The organism is Afipia birgiae 34632 (assembly GCF_000308295.2).
Lineage (GTDB): Bacteria > Pseudomonadota > Alphaproteobacteria > Rhizobiales > Xanthobacteraceae > Afipia > Afipia birgiae.
In genome coordinates, this window is sequence record NZ_HG326652.1 from 932,392 (window position 1) to 954,961 (window position 22,570).

Annotated in this window: 18 protein-coding genes; 16 read left to right on the top strand and 2 right to left on the bottom strand. The window is 61.9% G+C overall.

Annotated features, from left to right (window positions below; translation table 11 throughout):
- Positions 1 to 264: 264 nt before the first annotated feature.
- The 14 genes from BN32_RS04520 (at position 265) to lpxB (ending at position 15,246) form a co-directional block, all read left to right on the top strand.
- Positions 265 to 1,260 carry a 30S ribosomal protein S2 gene (locus tag BN32_RS04520; protein WP_040425443.1) on the top strand — a complete coding sequence of 332 codons (996 nt, stop codon included), beginning with the start codon at positions 265 to 267 and terminating at the stop codon, positions 1,258 to 1,260.
- A 171-nt stretch (positions 1,261 to 1,431) separates the two neighbouring features.
- Positions 1,432 to 2,355 (top strand): translation elongation factor Ts, encoded by a 924-nt coding sequence (gene tsf, locus BN32_RS04525; RefSeq protein ID WP_019196925.1) that lies wholly within the window; start codon positions 1,432 to 1,434, stop codon positions 2,353 to 2,355.
- Positions 2,356 to 2,450: 95 nt separating this feature from the next.
- Positions 2,451 to 3,167, top strand: a complete 717-nt coding sequence (pyrH, locus tag BN32_RS04530; protein ID WP_019196926.1) for a UMP kinase — start codon at positions 2,451 to 2,453, stop codon at positions 3,165 to 3,167.
- 109 nt (positions 3,168 to 3,276) lie between these two features.
- Complete coding sequence (frr, locus tag BN32_RS04535) at positions 3,277 to 3,840, top strand: ribosome recycling factor (protein ID WP_019196927.1); 564 nt, start codon at positions 3,277 to 3,279, stop codon at positions 3,838 to 3,840.
- Positions 3,841 to 3,851: 11 nt separating this feature from the next.
- Complete coding sequence (locus BN32_RS04540) at positions 3,852 to 4,622, top strand: isoprenyl transferase (RefSeq protein ID WP_019196928.1); 771 nt, start codon at positions 3,852 to 3,854, stop codon at positions 4,620 to 4,622.
- Positions 4,619 to 5,473, top strand: a complete 855-nt coding sequence (locus BN32_RS04545) for a phosphatidate cytidylyltransferase (RefSeq protein WP_019196929.1) — start codon at positions 4,619 to 4,621, stop codon at positions 5,471 to 5,473. The genes BN32_RS04540 and BN32_RS04545 overlap by 4 nt, the downstream gene beginning before the upstream one ends.
- A 4-nt stretch (positions 5,474 to 5,477) precedes the next feature.
- Positions 5,478 to 6,701 carry a 1-deoxy-D-xylulose-5-phosphate reductoisomerase gene (dxr, locus tag BN32_RS04550; protein WP_040425977.1) on the top strand — a complete coding sequence of 408 codons (1,224 nt, stop codon included), beginning with the start codon at positions 5,478 to 5,480 and terminating at the stop codon, positions 6,699 to 6,701.
- A 46-nt stretch (positions 6,702 to 6,747) separates the two neighbouring features.
- Positions 6,748 to 7,896, top strand: a complete 1,149-nt coding sequence (gene rseP, locus BN32_RS04555) for an RIP metalloprotease RseP (RefSeq protein WP_040425979.1) — start codon at positions 6,748 to 6,750, stop codon at positions 7,894 to 7,896.
- A 170-nt stretch (positions 7,897 to 8,066) separates the two neighbouring features.
- Positions 8,067 to 10,562, top strand: coding sequence for an outer membrane protein assembly factor BamA (bamA, locus tag BN32_RS04560; protein WP_040425448.1), 2,496 nt, complete (start codon positions 8,067 to 8,069; stop codon positions 10,560 to 10,562).
- A 143-nt stretch (positions 10,563 to 10,705) separates the two neighbouring features.
- Positions 10,706 to 11,791, top strand: coding sequence for a UDP-3-O-(3-hydroxymyristoyl)glucosamine N-acyltransferase (gene lpxD / locus BN32_RS04565; RefSeq protein WP_040425450.1), 1,086 nt, complete (start codon positions 10,706 to 10,708; stop codon positions 11,789 to 11,791).
- On the top strand, positions 11,791 to 12,249 hold the full coding sequence (gene fabZ / locus BN32_RS04570) for a 3-hydroxyacyl-ACP dehydratase FabZ (RefSeq protein WP_019196934.1): 459 nt from the start codon (positions 11,791 to 11,793) through the stop codon (positions 12,247 to 12,249). Before lpxD ends, fabZ begins: the two co-directional genes overlap by 1 nt.
- A gap of 149 nt (positions 12,250 to 12,398) precedes the next feature.
- On the top strand, positions 12,399 to 13,229 hold the full coding sequence (lpxA, locus tag BN32_RS04575; protein WP_019196935.1) for an acyl-ACP--UDP-N-acetylglucosamine O-acyltransferase: 831 nt from the start codon (positions 12,399 to 12,401) through the stop codon (positions 13,227 to 13,229).
- Positions 13,226 to 14,080 carry an LpxI family protein gene (locus BN32_RS04580; RefSeq protein ID WP_019196936.1) on the top strand — a complete coding sequence of 285 codons (855 nt, stop codon included), beginning with the start codon at positions 13,226 to 13,228 and terminating at the stop codon, positions 14,078 to 14,080. The genes lpxA and BN32_RS04580 overlap by 4 nt, the downstream gene beginning before the upstream one ends.
- 2 nt (positions 14,081 to 14,082) lie before the next feature.
- The gene (gene lpxB, locus BN32_RS04585) at positions 14,083 to 15,246 is read left to right on the top strand and encodes a lipid-A-disaccharide synthase (RefSeq protein WP_040425452.1); all 1,164 of its coding nucleotides are present in this window, start codon (positions 14,083 to 14,085) and stop codon (positions 15,244 to 15,246) included.
- Positions 15,247 to 15,355: 109 nt separating this feature from the next.
- On the opposite strand, the gene gltA is transcribed toward lpxB, so the two are convergent.
- Both gltA and gltX read right to left on the bottom strand, forming a co-directional pair.
- Positions 15,356 to 16,660 (bottom strand): citrate synthase, encoded by a 1,305-nt coding sequence (gltA, locus tag BN32_RS04590; RefSeq protein WP_019196938.1) that lies wholly within the window; start codon positions 16,658 to 16,660, stop codon positions 15,356 to 15,358.
- Between the two features lie 175 nt (positions 16,661 to 16,835).
- The gene (gene gltX, locus BN32_RS04595) at positions 16,836 to 18,260 is read right to left on the bottom strand and encodes a glutamate--tRNA ligase (protein ID WP_019196939.1); all 1,425 of its coding nucleotides are present in this window, start codon (positions 18,258 to 18,260) and stop codon (positions 16,836 to 16,838) included.
- A gap of 213 nt (positions 18,261 to 18,473) precedes the next feature.
- Here gltX and BN32_RS04600 point away from each other — a divergent pair, with 213 nt between their 5' ends.
- Positions 18,474 to 20,144, top strand: a complete 1,671-nt coding sequence (locus tag BN32_RS04600) for a glutamine--tRNA ligase/YqeY domain fusion protein (RefSeq protein WP_019196940.1) — start codon at positions 18,474 to 18,476, stop codon at positions 20,142 to 20,144.
- A 130-nt stretch (positions 20,145 to 20,274) separates the two neighbouring features.
- Entirely contained in the window at positions 20,275 to 22,560 is a 2,286-nt protein-coding gene (locus BN32_RS04605; protein WP_019196941.1) for a ComEC/Rec2 family competence protein, read from the top strand.
- Positions 22,561 to 22,570: the final 10 nt, after the last annotated feature.

Below are 22,570 nucleotides of genomic sequence, written 5' to 3' on the forward strand. Positions count from 1 at the left end.
GGCGAGACCAGCACCGCAGCCGCCGGGCTGACGTCCAAACGGCGACCGGCCCGCGCCGGATTGGCGCGGCGGGGACCGTAAAATCGGCCGGATTTGCTTGCTTAACTAGGGTGGCGTGGGTATAAGCCGCGCATCTCACACGGAAGCATGGCTCTAAACAGCCGTCCGGTGGCAACCGGGCCAAGTACTTTTGTCATTCGTGACTTTTGTCGTTGGCTTGTCTTGCTCACACGCTTCCGGAGGAACCAACCGGAGAACACAACTATGGCGTTACCTGAATTCTCTATGCGTCAGCTATTGGAAGCTGGCGTGCACTTTGGTCACCAGTCTCACCGATGGAATCCGAAAATGGCGGATTACATCTTCGGTGCCCGCAACAACATTCACATCATCGATCTCGCGCAGACCGTGCCGCTGCTTCATCGCGCGCTGCAGGCTGTCAGCGACACCGTCGCCAAGGGCGGCCGCGTGCTGTTCGTCGGCACCAAGCGTCAGGCACAGGACGGCGTGGCGGAAGCCGCGAAGCGCTCCGCGCAGTACTTCGTCAATTCGCGCTGGCTCGGCGGCACGCTGACCAACTGGAAGACCGTGTCCGGTTCGATCAAGCGTCTGCGTCAGCTCGACGAGATGCTGGGTTCGGGCGAAGGCCATCAGTACACCAAGAAAGAGCGTCTGACGCTGACGCGCGAGCGCGACAAGCTCGACCGCTCGCTCGGCGGCATCAAGGACATGGGCGGCTTGCCCGACCTGATCTTCGTGATCGACACCAACAAGGAAGACATCGCGATTGCGGAAGCCAACCGCCTGAACATTCCGGTGGCGGCGATCGTCGATACCAACTGCGATCCGAAGGGCATCTCGTATGTCGTTCCCGGCAACGACGACGCCGGCCGTGCGATTTCGCTGTACTGCGATCTCATCGCGCGAGCGGTGATCGACGGCATTTCGCGTGCACAGGGCGGCGCAGGCATCGATATCGGCGCAATGGCCAATCCGACGCCGGAAGCTGTCGCTCCTGCGAAGTCGGAAGGCTTCCAGGGTCTTGCCGGTCCGCGCGGCGTTGCCGACGACCTCAAGAAGCTCACCGGCGTGTCCGGCGCGATCGAGAAGAAGTTCAACGACCTCGGCATCTTCCACTACTGGCAGCTTGCTGAACTCGATCACGACACCGCCCACAAGATCGGCGAAGAAGTCGGTCTTCCGGCGCGTGCTGACGGCTGGGTCGCCCAGTCCAAGGCGCTGACCGCGGAAGCGGAATAAGCCTCACAAGGTATCGCGCGGCCGGTTCATCCGGCCGCGACTTCCCCCGACGGCGCGTATTGGTTCAGCGACCAGAATACGCGCAAACTTGTATGTAAATCCTGCGCGTCGAATCCGGCTTGCCAGCTCACGCTGCGCCGCGCGGCCCGCACAGGCAAAGGACATCCCACGATGGCAACGATCACTGCAGCGATGGTCAAGGATCTGCGCGAGAAGACCGGCGTAGGCATGATGGACTGCAAGCAGGCGCTCAATGAGACCAGCGGCGACATGGAAGCCGCCATCGACTGGCTGCGCAAGAAGGGCCTTTCGAAGGCCGCCAAGAAGGCCGGCCGCGTCGCGGCGGAAGGTCTGATCGCTGCCATCACCGCCGGCACTAAGGGCGTCGTCGTCGAGGTCAACTCCGAGACCGACTTCGTCGCGCGCAACGAACAGTTCCAGGGCCTCGTGAAGATGGTCGGTCAGGTCGCGCTCAAGGCCGGCACCGATGTCGAGAAGATCAAGGCCGCCAAGGTTGGCGACATCACCGTCGAGCGTGCGATCGCCGATGCAATCGCCACCATTGGTGAGAATATGACGCTGCGCCGCGCGGCCGAGCTTTCGGTCAGCGATGGCGTCATCGCGAGCTACATCCACAATGCCGTGTTCGACGGCCTCGGCAAGATGGGCGTGCTCGTTGCGCTCGAATCGACCGGCGCGAAAGATGAACTGGCGACTCTCGGCCGTCAGATCGCGATGCATGTCGCCGCCGCCAATCCGCAGGCGCTCGATGCCGCAAGCCTCGATCCCGAGGTTGTGCGCCGCGAGAAGGACGTCATGGCTGACAAGTACCGTCAGCAGGGCAAGCCGGACGCGATGATCGCCAAGATCGTCGAATCGGGTCTGAAGACCTACTACAAGGAAGTGACCTTGCTGGAGCAGGCGTTCATTCACGACAACGCCAAGTCCGTGGCGCAGGCTGTGAAGGATGCTGAGGGCAAAGTCGGCGCACCTATCAAGGTGACCGGCTTTGTGCGCTATGCTCTGGGCGAGGGAATCGAGAAGCAGGAATCCGATTTCGCCGCTGAAGTCGCCGCCGCTGCAGGTCAGGGGTAACGAGACTTCGCGCGAGCCGGTCGGACTCCGAGCGCATTGAGCAACGCCGATTGTTTGCTCCGGAATGCGCTCAATTCGAAAGAGTGAGCGATCGCATGGGTGAACCGGCTTATCGACGTGTCGTGATCAAGGTGTCCGGCGAGTATCTCGCCGGGGACCAGTCCTTCGGTATTCACCAGCCCACCATCGACCGGATCGCCGGCGACCTCATCAAGGCCCGTGAACTTGGCGTTGAGATCGCTGTCGTCGTCGGCGGCGGTAACATCTTCCGCGGCGTCGAGGTCTCGTCCCGCGGTGTGTCCCGCACCACCGGCGACACGATGGGCATGCTTGCCACCATCATGAACTGTCTCGCGCTGGAATCGGCGCTTGAGCGCAAGGGTCAGTCGGCGCGCGTGCTGTCGGCTTTCGTCATGCCGCAGGTCTGCGAACTGTTCACGCGCAGCGCGGCTCACCGGTATCTCGCCGAGGGCCGCATCGTGGTGCTCGCCGGCGGCACCGGCAATCCGTACTTCACCACCGACACCACTGCGGTTTTGCGCGCGGCCGAGATCGGCGCGCAGGCGGTTCTCAAGGCCACCAACGTGGACGGGGTTTACAGCGCCGATCCGAAGAAGGACAAATCCGCCAAGCGATTTGAACGGCTGAGCCATTCGCAGGCGGTTGAAGGTGGCTATAAGGTGATGGATGCGACGGCCTTCGCGCTTGCCCGCGAGACGTCGTTGCCTATCATTGTGTTCTCGATCGCGGAGCCGGAGTCGATCGGTGCCGTGCTGAGCGGCAAGGGCAAGAGCACCATCGTCTCCGGTTGACGCGCTACGCTTCTGCTGACGCTTAAGCCGAAAAATTGAGCCTGAACAATAAGATACGAGATGCGGCCCAGACGTTGATCCGCATCGGACTTGAAGGGAGTACCATCGCATGGTCGCCGGGAATTTCGACATCAACGATCTGAAGCGCCGGATGGAAGGCGCGATCAATGCGCTCAAGCACGAACTGGGCGGGTTGCGCACCGGCCGCGCTTCGGCCTCGATGGTCGAGCCCGTGCAGGTCGAAGCTTACGGCAGCCACATGCCGCTCAATCAGGTTGCGACGGTCAGTGTCCCAGAGCCGCGTCTGCTCTCGGTTCAGGTGTGGGACAAGTCGATGGTGAAAGCTGTCGAAACAGCGATCGTTAATTCGAACCTCGGTCTGAATCCGGCCACCGAAGGTCAGGTCATTCGTTTGCGCATTCCCGAACTCAATGAAGAGCGCCGCAAGGAACTCGTGAAGGTCGCGCACAAGTACACCGAGGCTGCGCGCGTTGCGGTACGCCACGTGCGCCGCGACGGTCTCGACGTGCTCAAGAAACTCGAGAAGGATCACCAGATCTCCGAGGACGACGAGAAACGCCTTTCGAACGAAGTTCAGAAGGCCACCGATGCGGCCATCGCTGACGTCGACAAGGCGCTTGCGACCAAGGAAAAAGAAATTCTCACGGTTTAAGAGATCGCGCGATGTCGAACGGCGCCATGCCAAAGCCAGAGGACTCGGGTCGTGCCGATGCGCCGCGGCATGTCGCGATCATCATGGATGGCAACGGGCGCTGGGCGGCGGCGAGGGGACTGCCCCGCGCGGAAGGCCATCGCCGCGGCGTCGATGCGCTCCGCAAGGTGGTGCGCGCGACGTACGAACTCGGGATTTCCTATCTCACGATCTTCTCCTTCAGCTCGGAAAACTGGTCACGTCCTGCAAGCGAGATCGGCGATCTGTTCGGACTGCTTCGCCGTTTCATCCGCAACGATCTTGCGACATTGCATGCCGACGGCGTGCGGGTTCGCGTGATCGGCGAGCGTGAGGGACTCGAATCCGACATCTGCTCGCTTCTCAGCGAAGCTGAAGAACTGACGCGAAACAACACACGGCTGACGCTCGTCGTTGCGTTCAATTATGGATCACGGCAGGAGATCGCCAATGCGGCGCAGCGCCTTGCGCGCGAAGTCGCTGAGGGCAAGCGCGATCCGGCAACGATCACGACCGACGCGCTCGGCAGTTATCTCGACACCTCGGACATTCCAGATCCCGACCTGATCATCCGCACCAGCGGTGAGCAGCGGCTGTCGAATTTCCTGATGTGGCAGGCTGCCTACAGCGAACTGGTGTTCGTTCCGGTTCACTGGCCGGATTTCGACAAGGCCGCGCTTGAAGGCGCGATTGCCGAATACGCGACCCGCGAGCGACGCTTCGGCGGCCTGGTCGCTAAAAACGTCGCAAAGACGGGATCGTGAGCGGCGTGGGCCCCGATACGCCAGCGACACCCGAGGCTGCGAAAGGTTCGAGCAATCTCTTCATGCGTGTCGTTGCGGCGCTGATCATGGCTCCGCTGACGATTGCGATTGTCTGGATCGGCGGCTGGCCATGGGCCTGCATCGTGATCGCCGCCGCTGCGTTGCTGTATTTCGAATGGTTGATGATCGTTGGCGCCTCCGGCAACCGATTTGCCGTCGTCGCCGGAATAGCCGCACTGGCGATTGCGGGCATTTGTCTGATGATGCGGCGGACGGACCTTGCGCTCGGGATCGTGGCTGTGGGCATTGCGCTCGCTGCTGTTGCCGCACGCGGCCAGCGCGGATGGGTTGCCAGCGGACTGGTTTATGCGGCGGCAGCCCTGATCGCCTCGATTGTGGTCCGGCGTGACGCTGACCTCGGTTTTGTCGCGCTGATGTTCGTACTTCTGGTCGTCTGGGTGACCGATATTGGCGGTTACTTTGCCGGGCGAGGCATCGGCGGACCGAAGCTCTGGCCGCGCGTCAGTCCCAAGAAGACATGGGCGGGCGCGATTGGCGGATTGGTGCTTGGCCTTGCGATCGCGGCGGTATTCGCGTGGCTCGGGTTCGGCGCGATGCTTCCGCTCCTTCTGCTTGGCGCTGTGCTGTCGATTGTTTCCCAACTCGGCGACCTGTTCGAATCTGCGATCAAGCGCCGTTTCGACGTCAAGGATTCGAGCCACATCATTCCCGGTCATGGCGGATTGCTGGATCGGCTCGACGGTTTCGTTGCGGCGATCGTTTTTGCCGCTCTTATTGGTTTTATGCGCGGCGGCCTCGATGGCGTCGGCCGTGGTTTCATGGTTTGGTGATATGATGAACGCTGTTCCGTTGCGTAACAACAAGGCTGCGGCCACCACGGTGCGGACCGTTACGGTGCTCGGCGCCACGGGATCGATCGGCGACAGCACGATGGATCTGCTGCGCGCGTCGCCGGAACGCTATCAGGTCGAGGCGTTGACGGCGAACAGCAACGTCGAAGGGCTCGCCAGGCTCGCAAAGGAGTTTGGTGCGCGCTTTGTTGCGGTCGCGGATGCGTCGAAACTCGGCGAACTGCGTGACGCGCTGGCCGGAACGAGCATTGCCAGCGGGGCGGGCGACAGTGCCATCGTCGAAGCAGCCCAGCGGTCGGCCGATTGGGTGATGGCCGCGGTTAGCGGCGCGGCTGGCCTGAAGCCTGCGCTCGCGGCGGCGGATCGCGGCGCGACGATCGCGCTCGCCAACAAGGAATGTCTCGTTTGCGCCGGCGACTTCTTCATGGATCGCGCCGCGAAAGCGGGTGCCTGCATCCTGCCGGCGGATTCCGAACACAACGCGCTGTTTCAGGCGCTGGCCTCCGGCAACCGCGAGGAACTGGTACGCGTCATCATCACGGCATCGGGTGGCCCGTTCCGGACCTGGAAGGCGGCCGACATCGCACAAGCGACACTGGCGCAGGCCTTAAAGCATCCGAACTGGAGCATGGGCCAGAAGATTACCATCGATTCCGCGTCGATGATGAACAAGGGGCTCGAGGTGATCGAAGCCTCCTATCTGTTCGCCCTGTCGCCCGACGAGATCGATGTGTTGGTGCATCCGCAATCCATCGTTCACGGCATGGTGGAGTTTTCTGACCGTTCCGTCATGGCGCAGCTCGGGACTCCCGACATGCGCACGCCGATTGCGCATTGCCTCGGCTGGCCCGATCGCATTGTGGGGCGCGCAGCGACGCTGGATCTCGCAAAAATCGGCTCGCTGACGTTCGAGGCACCTGATTACGACCGGTTCCCGGGATTGAAACTCGCCTATGACGCACTGCGCACGGGCAACGGCGCGACGACCGTCTACAACGCGGCGAACGAGGTCGCGGTGGCGGCGTTCGTCGCACAGAGAATCCGGTTTGGCGGCATCGCGCAGCTCGTCGAAGCCACCTTGAACCACTGGGTACGGGCAGGGAATCTCGCGCCGCTGACGTCGGCTGATGACGCGATTTCCGTTGACCATGATGCGCGAAATAGGGCGGTCACCCTCTTGCCTCAAATTGCCTTAAAGGCATCCTAGATCGTTGGGGATCGGGCCGGCCGGCCTGCTGGTGAGGGATTGGGTTGTGGATTTTTTCCTGAATAGTTTCAATGCGTTGAGTCATGGATTGATCGGCTACATCATCCCCTTCCTGTTTGTCCTGACCATCGTTGTCTTCTTCCATGAGCTTGGCCATTTCCTCGTCGCCCGCTGGGCCGGGGTGAAGGTTTTAACGTTCTCGCTCGGCTTCGGCCCGGAACTGTTCGGTTTTAACGACCGTCACGGCACGCGCTGGAAGGTGTCGGCGATCCCGCTCGGCGGCTACGTCAAGTTTTTCGGCGACGAGTCGGAGGCCAGCACGCCGTCAGCCGATACGCTCCAGACCATGACGGCCGAAGAGCGCAAGGTCAGCTTCCATCACAAGGGCGTTGGCGCTCGCGCGGCGATCGTCGCGGCGGGTCCGATTGCGAACTTTCTGCTCGCGATCGTGATCTTCGCTGCTCTCTTCACCTTCTTCGGCAAGCCGAGCCAGACCGCGCGCGTCGATTCCATCCAGGAAAACAGCGCTGCTTCGGCCGCCGGGTTCAAGCCTGGCGATGTCGTGACGGCGATCAACGGCGACCCGATCGAAAGCTTCACCGACATGCAGCGCATCGTGAGCACCAAGGCGGGTACGCCGCTGGTGTTCACCATCAAGCGCGGCGATGAGGTCGTGAAACTCAACGGCACGCCTCAGCTTCGCGAGATCAAGGATTCGTTCGGGAACGTCCACCGGGTCGGCATTCTCGGTATCACCCGTGCCACCGGACCGGGTGATACCGTCACCAAACCAGTGAACCCAGCGACCGCTGTTTGGCTGGGCGTCAAGGAGACATGGTTCGTCGTTGACCGGACTGTTGCCTATATCGGCGGAATTTTCACCGGCCGGGAGAATGCCGATCAGGTCGGCGGCCCGATCCGGATCGCCCAGATCTCCGGCCAAGTGGCCACCATCGGCCTTTCGGCCCTGATTCACCTTGCGGCCGTCCTCTCGGTTTCCATCGGCCTGCTGAACCTGTTTCCGGTGCCGCTTCTGGATGGCGGACACCTTTTGTTCTATGCGGTGGAGGCGATTCGCGGAAAGCCTCTGTCGGAGCGTTCGCAGGAGCTTGGTTTCCGTGTCGGACTGGCGCTTGTGCTGATGCTGATGCTGTTCGCGACTTACAACGACATCCTGCATTTGGCCGCGTCCTGATTGCGGCTTTTTTGCAGGCGTGGCCGATCAGCAACGTCTTGTAGGGAAATTGGAATTGCCCTGTGAAAGGTCGTTTGCCCATGAGGCAAAATTGGCTACAAGCAGTGCAATAATTGGGGAATCTCCCGGCCCGGTTTGGCCGGCTTTGGAATGACAAGGGCGCCTAGCGCATGATGGTTGGATTGCGAGTGCTAAGGGGTGGTCTGGCCGCCGCCCTTATCATGATTGCTTTGCCGGTTGCCGCAGTGGCGACGGCTTCGCTCGTATCGTCACAGGCCATTGCCCAGACTGCGGCCTCCATTGGCGTGGAAGGCAACCGCCGTATCGAGGCTGATACCATCCGTTCCTATTTCAAGCCGGGCCCCGGCGGTCGCCTCGACAGCGCCCGTATCGATGACGGCCTGAAGGCCCTGATCGAAACCGGGCTGTTCCAGGATGTGAAGATCAACCAGGCGGGCGGCCGGCTGGTCGTGGTGGTCGTCGAGAACCCGGTCATTGGCCGCGTCGTTTTCGAAGGCAACAAGAAGGTCAAGGACGAGCAGCTTAACGCCGAAGTCCAGTCCAAGGCGCGCGGAACGCTGTCGCGAGCCATGGTCCAGTCCGACACCGCGCGCATCACTGAAATCTATCGCCGCAACGGCCGTTTTGACGTCAAGGTCGAACCCAAGATCATCGAGCAGCCGAACAACCGCGTCGACCTCGTCTTCGAGGTTACCGAAGGCGCGAAGACCGGCGTGAAGTCGATCGAGTTTATCGGCAACAAGGCATACTCGTCCTATCGTCTGAAGGACGTGATCAAGACCCGCGAAAGCAACTTCCTCAGCTTCCTCGGTTCCAACGACGTTTATGATCCGGACCGCATCGAGGCCGACCGCGATATCCTGCGCAGGTTCTACCTCAAGAACGGATATGCCGACATTCAGATCGTCGCGGCGCTGACCGAGTATGATCCTCAGCGCAAGGGATTCCTTGTGACCTTCAAGATCGAGGAAGGCCAGCAGTACCGTGTCGGTTCTGTCGATTTCCAGTCCAGCATTGCGTCGTTCGATGGCAGCTCTCTCCGCAGCCTGTCGCGCGTCAGCGTCGGTTCGATCTACAACGCCGAAGCCGTTGAAAAATCGGTCGAGGAAATGTCGATCGAGGCGTCCCGTCGCGGTTATGCGTTCGCAACCGTGAAGCCGCGTGGCGACCGCAATTTTGAGGCGCACACCGTGTCGATCGTGTTCGCGATCGAAGAAGGTCCGCGCACCTATATCGAGCGAATCAACGTTCGCGGGAATACGCGAACCCGCGACTATGTCATTCGCCGCGAGTTCGATATTTCGGAAGGCGATGCCTACAACCGTGCGCTGGTCGATCGCGCCGAGCGCCGCCTCAAGAACCTCGACTACTTCAAGAGCGTCAAGATCGTGCCCGAGCCCGGCTCGTCGACGGATCGCGTCGTTCTGAACGTCGATCTCGAAGAGAAGTCGACCGGCGACTTCTCGGTCTCCGGTGGTTATTCGACCGCGGACGGATTCCTCGGCGAAGTCAGCGTCTCGGAACGCAACCTGCTTGGTCGTGGCCTGTATGCGAAGGCGTCCGTGCAATACGGACAGCGCACGCAGGGCTACCAGCTCTCGTTCGTTGAACCTTATCTGCTCGGCTATCGCGTGGCCCTGGGTCTCGACTTCTATCAGCGCAAGCAGCTCGCCTCGACCTACGTGTCCTACGACTCGAAGTCGATGGGCTTCAGCCCGCGCCTCGGTTTCCAGCTGCGTGAAGATTTGAACCTGCAGCTGCGCTATTCGATCTCGCAGCAAGAAATCACGCTGCCGTTGAATCTGACGAACTGTAACAATAACATCAACAATCCGAACTTGGCGTTCAATCCAACGCCAGCCTATGTCGGAGCCAACTTAGCCGATCCAAATGTAATTGCTGGCGGGTTTAGCCCGCTAATCGGGGGCAAGAATTGTTTCCAAGATGGCGAAGCTTCTGTCGCTGTGAAGGAAGGACTTGCCAACGGGCGTGTCATTACCTCGGCCGTGGGTTACACGCTGGCCTACAACACGCTCGACAACAACAAGGATCCAACCACCGGTATCCTGGCAACCCTGAACCAGGATTATGCTGGTGTTGGCGGCGACGTCAGCTACCTGAAGACAGTCGGCGACGTGAAACTGTATACGCCGATCGTGTCAGATATCGTCGGCGTGCTGCGCATTCAGGGCGGTGTGCTTACGGATACCGGCAAGGGCATCCGCATGCTGGATCATTTCCAGATGGGTCCAAACCTCGTACGCGGTTTCGCGCCGGTCGGCATCGGTCCGCGCGATATCACCGAGGGCACCTACAAAGACGCGTTGGGTGGCACCAAGTATTGGGGTGCCTCGGCTGAACTGCAGATGCCGTTCTGGTTCCTGCCGAAGGAAATCGGCCTGAAGGGCGCGGTCTACGCTGATGCAGGATCGCTGTTCGATTACCAGGGGGCAACTTGTCGGGCAGCGACTTTGGAGTGCCTGACGGTCGGCGGTGATGACGGTTTGATCCGGTCGTCAGTCGGTGTCGGTTTGATCTGGCAGTCGCCGTTCGGACCGCTGCGGTTCGACTATGCGGTCCCGCTGACCAAGGGTAAGTACGACCGGACGCAGGAATTCCGGTTCGGCGGCGGTACGTCATTCTGAGCTCACATCGGGCTCGCACTTCGACATAGCGGGTTCCAGCCGTCCGGCTGGAGCCCGCTCAAGTATTTTGTTGCAGGCATTTTCCTTCTGCGGTTCGAGTTCGCGTCGCGGGAAAGTGCATTTTCCTGACCGCGGCGGGTGGAATGACGCAGAGGACGTTCTTTAAAAGTCCTTCACCGGTGACGCTGGCGGATCTTGCTGCGTTGACCGGCGCTCAGCTTGCCGACCCGTCGTGCGCCGGCAAGGCCATCGCGGGAGCGGCATCGCTGGACCGTGCAGGCCCCTCTCAGCTGACATTCTGCGAGAGCAAGAAATACGCTGCTCAGCTCGAACAGACGCATGCAGGCGCGTGTCTGGTGAACGAGCGCATGGAGGGCAGCGTTCCTTCACACGTTGCCGTGCTGCGCGTGGCGGAGCCGTACCGCGCCTTTGTCGCGGCGATGCGATCATTCTACCCCGATACCCTGCGTCCTGCCTCGTGGTTCGACAACAGCGGCGTCGCGGCCGGTGCGGTGGTGCATTCGTCCGCGTATCTCGAGGACGACGTTGTGGTCGATCCGCTCGCGGTGATCGGGCCGGACGTCGAAATAGGTTCCGGAACAGTGATCGGCTCGGGAGCGGTGATCGGCGCGGGCGTCCGGATCGGGCGGGACTGCAACATCGGCGCGAATGCGTCGATCCTGTGCGCGTTCATCGGCAACGACGTTATCATCCATCCGGGCTGCCGGATTGGCCAGGACGGGTTTGGATACCTGATGGGCGCCCGGGGGCATCAGAAGGTGCCACAGGTGGGGCGGGTCATCATTCAGAACGGGGTAGAGATCGGCGCCGGCACGACGGTGGACCGGGGTGCCCTGAACGACACCGTGATCGGCGAGGGCAGCAAGATCGACAACCTCGTCCAGATCGGCCACAACGTGACCATCGGGCGGAACTGTATCGTCGTCAGCCAGAGCGGGATCGCAGGCAGTTCGACGCTCGGTGACGGGGTTATCCTCGGAGCGCGGATCGGCGTGAGCGATCATGCCACCATCGGCGACGGGGCGCAGATCGCGGCACGAAGCAGCGTCGTCGGCGAAGTGCCGCCCGGCGCGCGCTGGGGCGGCTCGCCGGCGAAGCCGATCAAGCAGTTCTTTCGCGAGCTGTTTGAGGTGGAGCGCCTCGGCCGCGAAGGCAGTGCGAAATCGAAATCGAAGCCGTCCGGTTCGGGCGACGAGGAACAGACATAATGGACGAGAAGGCGCCTATCACCATCGAGGCCGTGGATATCGGGCAGATCTTGAAAACACTGCCCCATCGCTATCCCATGCTGCTGATCGACAGGGTGATCGACATCCGCAAGGACTTCAGCGGGATCGGTATCAAGAATGTATCGGCCAACGAACCGCAATTCCTGGGGCATTTCCCTAACCGTCCGATCTATCCCGGTGTCCTGATGATCGAAGGCATGGCGCAGACTGCCGGCGTCATCGGCATGCTGTCGACCGAGACTGATCGCCCGACTGCGGTGTATTTTCTGACCATCGACAAATGCAAGTTTCGCAAGCCGACGGGGCCGGGCGACATTATTCACTATCACATGCGGCTGGTTACGCGGCGGCGGGACATGTGGTGGTTTCACGGCGACGCCAAGGTTAACGGCGAAGTGGTCGCGGAAGCCGATGTTGGCGCGATGCTTGCCGACTGACCTGTTTTTGTCATCATGCGTAACAATTGATGACCATGCTTGTGTCGTCTTTCATTCCTGATGGCGGGCGGGCTTGCACTATAACGAAGTCATATCGTCTGCACGGCTAGTTTTCAGCTGAGCGAAAGGCATGCAGGCATGAGGGGCTGATGAGCAAGATCGATCCAACGGCGCGAATTGAGGATGGAGCCATCATCGGCGAGGACGCCTCGATCGGGCCTTATTGCATCGTCGGGCCGAACGTGACGATCGGTGCGAACTGCACACTGCACGCTCATGTCAACGTGAGTGGCCACACGACCCTTGGCGACGGCTGTACGGTGTTTCCGTTTGCATCGCTCGGCACGCCGCCGCAGTCCTCCGGCCACCGCGGAGAGCCGACAAGGCTGGAGATCGGCGACAATTGCACCATCCGCGAGTCGGTCACAATGAACGCAGGTACGGCCGCCGGAGGCGGTGTGACCCGTGTCGGGTCGCGCGGATTTTTCATGGCCTACAGTCACGTCGCGCATGATTGCCAGATCGGCAATGATGTCATTCTTGCCAATGGCGTGCAGCTAGGCGGCCACTGCGAAGTCGGCGATTACGTTTTTTTTGGCGGCTTATCGGCGGCGCATCAGTTTGTCAGGGTGGGAACACAGGCCATGGTTGGCGGCGTTTCCGGTTTACGCGGTGATGTCATTCCATTTGGCCTTGTCAGCGGCCAATTCGCGCATCTCGAAGGGTTGAATGTCGTCGGCATGCGGCGGCGAAAGTTCACGCACAAGCGTCTTCAGCTAGTGCGTGATTTTTATCAGCAGCTGTTTCACGGCGGCGGAGTCTTCTCCGACCGGCTTGCGGCTGTGCGCTCCATGGCCCATAGCGATCCTGCCATTGCGGAAATCCTGAAATTCATCGATGAGAGCGACAAGCGCCCGCTCTGCATGGCGCACAACAACCCCAACAAATCGACTGAGCGCGCGCGCCTCGAACCCCGATGACAGCTGGTCCCGAAATATCCGCAACAGTCGGCATCATTGCAGGAGGCGGTGTGCTGCCGTTCTCAGTGGCGGAGGCGCTGCGCGCGCGAGGGATCGCACCGTTCATATTCGCCGTCAGGGGCTTTTGCGATCCGGTTCGCGTGACGCAGTTTCCGCATCATTGGGTTGCGCTCGGCCAGGTCGGCCGGTTGACCCGGCTGATACGGTCCGAGGGATGTCGCGACATCGTGTTTCTGGGCGGGATGGTGAGGCCGGCACTGTCGGACATTCGTCTCGACTGGGGGACAGTGCGTGCCATCCCCTCTATTGCGGCAGCGCTGCGCGGCGGTGACGATCATCTGCTGACGGGCATCAGCCGGATTTTCGAGCGCCATGGCTTTCGCGTCGTCGGCATCCAGGATGTCGCTCCCGAACTTCTGATGCCGGAAGGCAGTATCACGCGCCGCACGCCAGATGCCGAGGCGATCGCGGATATCGCGAAGGGACGTGAACTGATGCATGCGATCAGTCCGTTCGATGTCGGTCAGGGCGTCGTGGTCATCGACGGTCACGTCGTCTGCGTCGAAGACATCGAAGGTACCGACGGGCTTCTGGCGCGGGTAGCCCGGTTGCGCGCAGACAAGCGAATTCGCGCGAAACCCGGCCGTGGCGTTCTGGTGAAGATGCCGAAGGTGCAGCAGGACCTGCGGTTTGACCTTCCGACGCTTGGTCCAAAGACGATCGATGGCATCGTAGCAGCCGGACTCGCAGGCATCGGCATTGTCGCCGGACGTACGCTGGTCGCCGAAGCGGATGTGATGACCGCCAAGGCCGATCAGGCCGGCGTGTTTGTCACCGGATTGCCGTTGTGAACATGCCCGAGCCTCACGCAGGCCCGAAGATATTCCTGATCGCTGCAGAAGAATCCGGCGACCGGCTTGGGGCGGGTCTCATCAAGGCGTTGCGCGAACGGCTCGGACCGGCGGCGACCTTTACCGGAATAGGCGGCCGCCACATGGCGGAGCAAGGGCTCGCGTCGCTCGTTTCGATCGACGGACTGTCGATCATCGGTCTTGCCGCGATCCCGAAGCGATTGCCGATGATCCTGCGGAGAATCCGCGAGGCGACCGATGCGGTCCTGAAGGAGCAGCCCGACGTCCTGGTGATCATCGACAGTCCGGATTTCACTCATCGTGTGGCCCGACGCGTCCGCGCGCGCGATCCTTCGATTCCTATTGTCGATTACGTATCGCCGACGGTTTGGGTCTGGCGTCCCGGCCGCGCCCGGAAGATGCGGGCGTATGTCGATCAGCTTCTCGCCGTGCTGCCGTTCGAGCCCGACGTTCACCGCAAGCTAAGCGGTCCGCCGTGCAGCTATGTCGGTCATCCCTTGCTGGACGAACTCGATACGCTGCGGCCGAACGCTGAGGAACTTGCGCGCCGGACCGCGGCGCCGCCGTTGATTGTTGTGCTACCGGGAAGCCGCCGCAGTGAGATCAAGCGTAACATGGCGATCTTCGGCGAGACGCTGCGGCTGTTGCGCGCGCAGGGCGTGGCATTCGAGCCTGTGCTGCCGACCACGCCTGAATTGCTGGACAGTGTCCGCGCAGCTGCCGAAAGCTGGCCTGTGCAGCCGAAGATCGTCGTCAGCGACAGCGACAAGAGGGCTGCGTTCCGGACGGCGCGCGCCGCGCTCGCGAAGTCCGGCACAGTGACACTTGAGTTGGCGCTCGCAGGCGTGCCGATGGTGACGGCCTATCGTGTCACGGAGATCGAAGCGTTCGTTGCGCGCCGCGTGATCCAGACTTCCTCGATCATTCTGGCCAATCTCATCCTTGGCGAAAACGTGATCCCGGAATTCCTGCAACAGGATTTCACGACGGAAAAGCTCGCACCGGCATTGCGGGACATTCTGGGCGATACACCGGCACGGCAGCGGCAGGTGGATGCATTCGCGCGTCTGGAAGAGATCATGTCCACCGGCGGAAAGCGGCCGAGCGAACTGGCCGCGGACGGCGTGATCGCGAAGCTTCGCTAGGGCACGGTCCCGAACAATGGCAACCGGTTTTCGGAAAAGGATCATGCCTAACTAAAAAGGCCGGTGCAGAGCACCGGCCTTTTTGCTGCGCCACTCAATGGCGGCGCATTTATTTGCGCTTGTCGATCCCGACATAGTCGCGGGTCGTGGCGCCGGTGTAGAGCTGGCGCGGACGGCCGATCTTCTGCTGCGGGTCCTGGATCATTTCGCTCCACTGGCTGATCCAGCCGACGGTGCGTGCGACCGCGAACAGCACGGTGAACATCGAGGTCGGGAAGCCCATCGCCTTCAGCGTGATGCCCGAATAAAAATCGACGTTCGGATAGAGCTTGCGCTGGATGAAGTATTCGTCGCTCAGCGCGATCTTCTCAAGTTCCATGGCGACATGAAGCAGCGGGTCATTCTGGTGGCCGGTTTCCGCCAGCACCTTGTGACACATCTGCTGCATGATCTTCGCGCGCGGATCGTAGTTCTTGTAGACGCGGTGGCCGAATCCCATCAGGCGGACGGTGCTGTTCTTGTCCTTCACCTTGGCGATGAATTCCGGAATCTTGTCGACAGTGCCGATCTCGGCCAGCATCTGCAGCGCGGCTTCGTTCGCGCCGCCGTGGGCCGGTCCCCACAGACAGGCGATGCCGGCGGCGATACAGGCGAACGGATTGGCGCCTGACGAGCCCGCGATGCGGACGGTCGATGTCGACGCGTTCTGCTCGTGGTCGGCGTGAAGGATGAAGATCTTGTCCAGGGCTTCCGCCATCACTGGATTGACCTTGTAATCCTCGCACGGCACCGCGAAGCACATGCGCAGGAAGTTCGACGCGAAATCGAGCGAATTCTTCGGATACACGAAGGGCTGGCCGATGTTGTACTTGAAGGCCATCGCAGCCAGCGTCGGGATCTTCGCGATCATCCGTATCGAGGCGACCATCCGCTGATGCGGATCGTTGATGTCGGTCGAGTCGTGATAGAACGCGGCCAGTGCGCCAACCGAGGCCACCATCACGGCCATCGGGTGAGCGTCGCGGCGGAAGCCCTGGAAGAAGCGAGCGACCTGCTCATGAACCATCGTATGGTTCGTGACGCGCTGATCGAAATCTTCCTTCTGCGCCTTGTTCGGCAGTTCGCCGTACAGCAGCAGGTAACAGGTCTCGAGGAAGTCACCTTTCTCGGCGAGCTGTTCGATTGGGTAACCGCGATACAGCAGGATGCCGGCATCGCCGTCGATGTAGGTAATCTTGGATTCGCAACTACCGGTCGAGGTAAAGCCGGGGTCGTAGGTGAACATCCCGGTCTGGGCGTAAAGCTTGCTGATGTCGATAACGTCAGGGCCGACCGTGCCGGTCAAAACCGGGAAATCGACGGTTTTCCCTTCAACCGTCAGCGTTGCTTTTTTGGTGTTGGTCTTTGCATCCATCGTGAAGTCCCCGGTAAGTGTTGCTCAGGGCGAGTGACGCTTACGGCCATATGGGGGCCTAAGCGCTTTATTCCAGAAGTGTGGCCCGAATGGGTAGCTTATTGCTGTGTGCGCTGCAAGATAGATGGGCTCGACCTAAAGTTAGGCAGGTCTGCGCCAGTGTGACTGGCGTGTATTATCCCAAAGACTGATCCTTCAGGCGATCCAGGCAGGTTTGCTTGCCCAGCACGGCCAAAACGTCGAAAATTCCGGGTGAGGTGGTCCGTCCGGTCAGGGCCACGCGTAGCGGTTGTGCAATCGCCCCGAGTTTGAGGTTCTTCGTCTCGGCAAAGGTGCGCATGGCAGCCTCCGCGGTGTCTGCTGCCCACGGACTGACCGTTTCGAGTGCCGAACGCAGCTCCCCGATCAGCTTCCGCGTGTCAGGTGTAAGCACCGCCGCGGCCTTTGGCTCAAGCTCCAGCGGCCGGTCGGCAAAGATGAAGTTTGCGCTGTCGATCAGCTCGACGATGGTTTTTGCGCGCTCCTTCAGGCCCGGCATGGCGGCAAGCAGTTGAGCCCGGGTCGTGTGGTTCAGCTTGGCGCGGATAGCCGGGCCATTGGGGACGAACTGGAGTACGTCCTCGAAGGCGGCGACCAGCGCCTTGTCGTCGGTGTTGCGGATGTAATGGCCGTTGAGATTTTCGAGCTTGGCGAAATCGAACCGCGCAGCGGAGCGACCAATGGCCGGCAGGTCAAATTCCTTGATCATCTCTTCGGTCGAGAAGATTTCCTGATCGCCGTGGCTCCAGCCGAGGCGCACGAGGTAGTTCCGTAATGCCTCCGGCAGGTATCCGAGGGCGCGATACGCATCGACGCCAAGTGCGCCATGTCGCTTCGACAGTTTTGAGCCGTCCGGACCGTGGATCAATGGAATGTGAGCCATAACAGGCACGGTCCAGCCGAGTGCGTCATAGATGTGCTTCTGGCGTGCGGCGTTGATCAGGTGGTCGTCGCCGCGAATGACATGGGTGACGCCCATGTCGTGATCGTCCACGACCACCGCGAGCATGTAGGTGGGGTTGCCGTCGGAACGCAGCAGCACAAGGTCGTCGAGATTTTCGTTCTGCCAGACCACGCGGCCCTGGACCTGATCCTCGATCACGGTCTCGCCGGACTGGGGCGCGCGGAGCCGGATGACGGGCTTGGCGTCGGCCGGCGCCTCGGATGGATCGCGGTCCCGCCAGCGGCCATCGTAACGGATCGCGCGGCCTTCGGCCTTGGCGGCCTCCCGCATCTTCGTCAGTTCCTCCGCGGTCGCGTAGCACCGATAGGCCTTGCCGTCCGCGAGCAGTTGCTCGGCGACTTCACGATGCCGCGTAGCGCGGGAAAACTGATAGATCGTCTGGTCGTCCCATTCGATTCCGAGCCACTGCAGGCCATCGAGGATCGCTGTGATGGCGGCATCGGTCGAGCGCTCGCGGTCGGTATCCTCGATCCGCAGCAGCATCTTGCCGCCGCGTTTGCGTGCGTAAAGCCAGTTGAACAGCGCGGTGCGCGCGCCGCCGATGTGGAGGAAGCCGGTCGGGGACGGCGCAAAGCGGGTAACAACGGTTTCGGTCATTTCGGGCGGTTCGATCGATCTCTGTGACGGTTATCGGCGGGCGTTTATCACAACAACGGCACACTGTCTCAGCAGGAATTACAGAGGATTTGACACGCTCGGGTCACCCGATCCGGGGCGCGGCCAGCAAAACGTCCGGTCAGGTCACCACCGGGCGGCACTTGGCGTGGCCGCCCGGATTTGGCACATAGGGCCAAGCTTGAAAGGGTAAAAATGACTGACGAATCGTCGAACGCGGGCCGCGATTTCATCCGCGATATTGTCGCTGCGGATCTGGCCTCGGGGCGTGAAAAGGGCGTGGTGACGCGCTTTCCACCGGAGCCCAACGGATACCTGCATCTTGGCCATGCCAAATCGATCTGTCTGAACTTCGGGATCGCCGAGGAGTTCGGCGGCCGCTGTCACCTGCGTTTCGACGACACCAATCCGACCAAGGAAGAACAGGAATACATCGATGCGATCGAGCGCGATGTGCGCTGGCTTGGCTTCGACTGGGGCGAGCATCTTCATTTCGCGTCGGATTATTTCGAGCAGCTTTATGCCTGGGCGCAGCATCTGATCCGCACCGGCAAGGCCTATGTCGACGATCAGACACAGGAAGAGATCCGGCTGACCCGCGGAACCCTGACCGAGCCGGGACAGAACAGCCCGTTTCGTGACCGCTCGGTCGAGGAAAACCTGGACCTGTTCACCCGCATGCGGGCGGGCGAATTTCCAAACGGCGCGCGCGTGCTGCGCGCCAAGATCGACATGACGTCGGGCAACATCAATCTGCGCGACCCTGTGCTCTACCGCATCCTGAATGCGCATCACCCGCGCACCGGAAATACGTGGCATATCTACCCGAGCTACGACTTCGCGCACGGCCAGTCCGACGCGATCGAGCACATCACGCATTCGATCTGCACGCTGGAATTCGAGGATCATCGGCCGCTCTACGACTGGTGCCTCGAAAATCTTCCGGTGCCGTCGCGGCCGCATCAATATGAGTTCGCGCGTCTCAACGTGACCTACACGCTGCTGTCCAAGCGAGTGCTCAACGGACTGGTGCACGGCGGCCATGTGTCCGGCTGGGACGACCCGCGCATGCCTACACTTGCAGGCCTGCAGCGGCGCGGCATTCCGGCTGAGGCATTGCGCGAGTTCGTCAAGCGCATCGGCGTGGCCAAGGCCAACAGCACCGTGGACATCGGCATGTTCGATTTCGTGGTGCGCGAAGTGCTGAACAAGACCGCGCCGCGCCGCATGGCCGTGCTGAATCCGCTCAAGGTCGTGATCGAGAACTATCCTGAAGGGCAGAGTGAGACGCTCGAGGCCGTCAACCATCCCGACGATCCGTTACAGGGCTCGCGGCGGATTCCGTTCGGCCGCGAGCTTTACATCGAGCGCGATGACTTCATGGAAGACCCGCCGAAGAAGTTCTTCCGCATGGCGCCGGGCAGGGAAGTGCGGCTGCGCTACGGTTATTTCATCACTTGCCGCGAGGTGATCAAGAACGCCGCAGGCGAGGTGGTTGAGTTGCGTTGTACTTACGATCCCGCAACCAAGGGCGGCAATGCACCCGACGGGCGCAAGGTCAAGGCGACGATTCACTGGGTCAGTGCCGCCGAGGCTGTGCCGGCCGAGGTGCGCCTTTACAATCTGCTGTTCACGACACCACAGCCCGACGCCGCGAACTTCGCCGCGCAGATCAATCCGGGATCGCTCGAGACCGTCACCGGGATGCTGGAGCCTGCGCTGGCCAGCGACAATTTCGAAGGCGCGATTCAGTTCGAGCGGCAGGGATACTTCTGTCGCGACAAGGACTCCGCGCCGGGCAAGCCGGTCTTCAACCGCACCGTCGGCCTGCGCGACACCTGGGCCAAAGTCTCGACCACGGGCTAGGTTTTTCATCGCTGGAAGCGCGAGCACCGGCGGTGCTCGCGGCGCAATTGTCTTGCGCATTCTGCATCCGTTCCGCTGTTCAGCCTGATCGCTTCCGCTAGCATTGCGGGAGCGATGCCGGAGCGAAGCGATGGCGGGCGGGGGCGAGGATCAGACGCGATCCCAAGGCCGGGCGGGCCGGGCCATTACATGGCCGCCGCGTGGTGCCGTGCGCGCAGATGCCGACGATGTCGGCGAGAGCGGATCGGCATTTCTGGTTGAAAAGATCCGGAGCTGGGTCGCGGCTGAAGCCGGACCGGGCCGGTTGTTGCCGTGGGTGCCGGTCGCGTTCGGCACCGGGATTGCAATCTATTTCGCGGCAGACCGCGAGCCCGTGGCTTCGGTTGCCGTTGCGACCGCCTTCGCACTTTGTGTCGCGGCCTTCGTCGCGCGGCGAAGCCGTATCTTTCCCTTCGTCGTGATGCTGGCTGCGTCGTCTGCGGGGTTCGCCACGGCCGCGCTGAAAACTGCACGCGTCGCCCATGATGTGCTCGCGCGCCCGATGTTTTCGGTGACGATGAAGGGTTTTGTCGAGACCCGTGACGAGCGCGAACGCACCGATCGCTTCGTCCTGCGCGTTGAAGAAATGGAATCGCCGCGCGGCGGAATCAAACTTGAACGCGTGCGGCTGTCGGTCAAAAAGGGGACCGCGCCTGCGGTCGGCAGCTTTGTCGAACTGAAGGCGAGGTTGCTGCCGCCGCTTTCGCCATTGCGTCCGGGGAGCTACGATTTCGGACGTGACCTGTACTTCGCTGGGATAGGCGCGTCGGGTTTCGCCATGGGCGCGATCAAGACCGTCGAAGCCCCGCGCAGCGGCGGCACGTATCTGCGCTATGCAGCCGCGATGCAGGGCATGCGCGATGCCATCGACGCGCGCATCCGCAGCGTGCTCAGCGGCGACAACCGCGCCATTGCGACGGCGCTGCTCACCGGACGGCGCGACGCGATTTCCGCGCCGGTCAACGACGCGATGTTCATTTCCGGGCTCGGCCATGTGCTGTCGATCTCCGGCTATCACATGGCGGTGGTGGCGGGCGTGGTGTTCTTTGCGGTGCGAGCGCTGCTGGCGCTGTTTCCCGCGCTGACCGTGACATTCCCGATCAAGAAGTGGTCGGCTGTTGCGGCGCTCGCCGCCGCGGCGTTCTACCTTCTGCTGTCGGGCGCGGAGGTCGCCACGCAGCGCTCGTTCTTCATGACGGCGGTGGTGCTGATCGCGGTCATGGTTGACCGCCGCGCGATCACGTTCCGCACGCTCGCAGTGGCGGCGATGATCGTGTTGCTGATCGCGCCGGAAGCGCTGGTCCACCCGAGTTTCCAGATGTCGTTCGCGGCGACGCTCGGGCTGGTGGCGCTGATCCAGATCGGCATGCCGAACCTGTTCGCCTCGCCCGATAACTCGCAGGTGGCGCGCGCGGCGCTCTGGGGCGGGCGTGAAATCACGATGCTGGCGCTGGCGTCGCTGGTGGCCGGGTTCGCAACCATGCCGTACGCCGCATTTCATTTTCATCGCGTGACGCCTTACGGCGTGCTCGCCAATCTCGCCGCGATGCCGGTGGTCTCGATACTGGTGATGCCGGCGGGACTGCTCGGGCTGCTGGCGATGCCGTTCGGCTTTGACGGCGTGTTCTGGCGGCTGATGGATGTCGGCATCGGCTGGATGGTGGCGGTGTCGCAATGGGTCGCAGCACTTCCCGGCGCCGTCGGACAGATCGCGTCCTTCGGCACCGGGCCGCTGGCGGCGATGAGCGCGGGCATCATCGCGCTGGGTTTGCTTAGAACACCCTTGCGATGGACAGGAGCGGGGCTGATTGCACTGGCGACCGTTTGGGCGTTAACCGCGCCGCAGCCTGACATCCTAATTGCGGGGGACGGTCACTCGGTCGCAGTACGACGCAAGGACGGCAAATTGCGCCTGATGCGTACCGGAAAGGATGCCTTCCTGTCGCGCGAATGGCTCGCGGCCGATGCCGACATGCGCACGGCAACCGACGCGTCGCTGGCCGACGGCGTCTCGTGCGACACCTCCGGATGCGTGGTGCAGGCTGCGGATGGTTCGATTATTGCGCTGACGCTGAGACCCGAGGCGTTCGCGGACGATTGCGCTCGGGCCGCGGTGATCGTGACGCTGCGGCAGCCGCCGTCCGATTGCGCGGCCATGGTGCTGGATCAGGAAACGCTGCGCAGGCGCGGGACGCTTGCCCTGCGCAAAACCGCGGACGGCTACACGATCACGGCAAACCGTCCGCCCGGTGTGGACCGTCCATGGTCACCGGCAAATGTTGATGATGAGCCTGACGCGCCCGCCGTCCGGTCAAATCGTCCGGCACAGCCCGTCGATACGACGCCTGCGGAGAGCGATCTCCAGCCGGACGATTGAGCCCGTGGCG

Coding starts and splice junctions, on each gene's coding strand:
- BN32_RS04580 (WP_019196936.1), top strand. CDS start 13,226: ATGACAGCTGGTCCCGAAATATCCGCAACAGTCGGCATCATTGCAGGA.
- tsf (WP_019196925.1), top strand. CDS start 1,432: ATGGCAACGATCACTGCAGCGATGGTCAAGGATCTGCGCGAGAAGACC.
- BN32_RS04600 (WP_019196940.1), top strand. CDS start 18,474: ATGACTGACGAATCGTCGAACGCGGGCCGCGATTTCATCCGCGATATT.
- lpxD (WP_040425450.1), top strand. CDS start 10,706: ATGACGCAGAGGACGTTCTTTAAAAGTCCTTCACCGGTGACGCTGGCG.
- gltX (WP_019196939.1), bottom strand. CDS start 18,260: ATGACCGAAACCGTTGTTACCCGCTTTGCGCCGTCCCCGACCGGCTTC.
- fabZ (WP_019196934.1), top strand. CDS start 11,791: ATGGACGAGAAGGCGCCTATCACCATCGAGGCCGTGGATATCGGGCAG.
- dxr (WP_040425977.1), top strand. CDS start 5,478: ATGAACGCTGTTCCGTTGCGTAACAACAAGGCTGCGGCCACCACGGTG.
- bamA (WP_040425448.1), top strand. CDS start 8,067: ATGATGGTTGGATTGCGAGTGCTAAGGGGTGGTCTGGCCGCCGCCCTT.
- pyrH (WP_019196926.1), top strand. CDS start 2,451: ATGGGTGAACCGGCTTATCGACGTGTCGTGATCAAGGTGTCCGGCGAG.
- BN32_RS04605 (WP_019196941.1), top strand. CDS start 20,275: ATGGCGGGCGGGGGCGAGGATCAGACGCGATCCCAAGGCCGGGCGGGC.
- frr (WP_019196927.1), top strand. CDS start 3,277: ATGGTCGCCGGGAATTTCGACATCAACGATCTGAAGCGCCGGATGGAA.
- lpxA (WP_019196935.1), top strand. CDS start 12,399: ATGAGCAAGATCGATCCAACGGCGCGAATTGAGGATGGAGCCATCATC.
- lpxB (WP_040425452.1), top strand. CDS start 14,083: ATGCCCGAGCCTCACGCAGGCCCGAAGATATTCCTGATCGCTGCAGAA.
- BN32_RS04520 (WP_040425443.1), top strand. CDS start 265: ATGGCGTTACCTGAATTCTCTATGCGTCAGCTATTGGAAGCTGGCGTG.
- BN32_RS04540 (WP_019196928.1), top strand. CDS start 3,852: ATGTCGAACGGCGCCATGCCAAAGCCAGAGGACTCGGGTCGTGCCGAT.
- gltA (WP_019196938.1), bottom strand. CDS start 16,660: ATGGATGCAAAGACCAACACCAAAAAAGCAACGCTGACGGTTGAAGGG.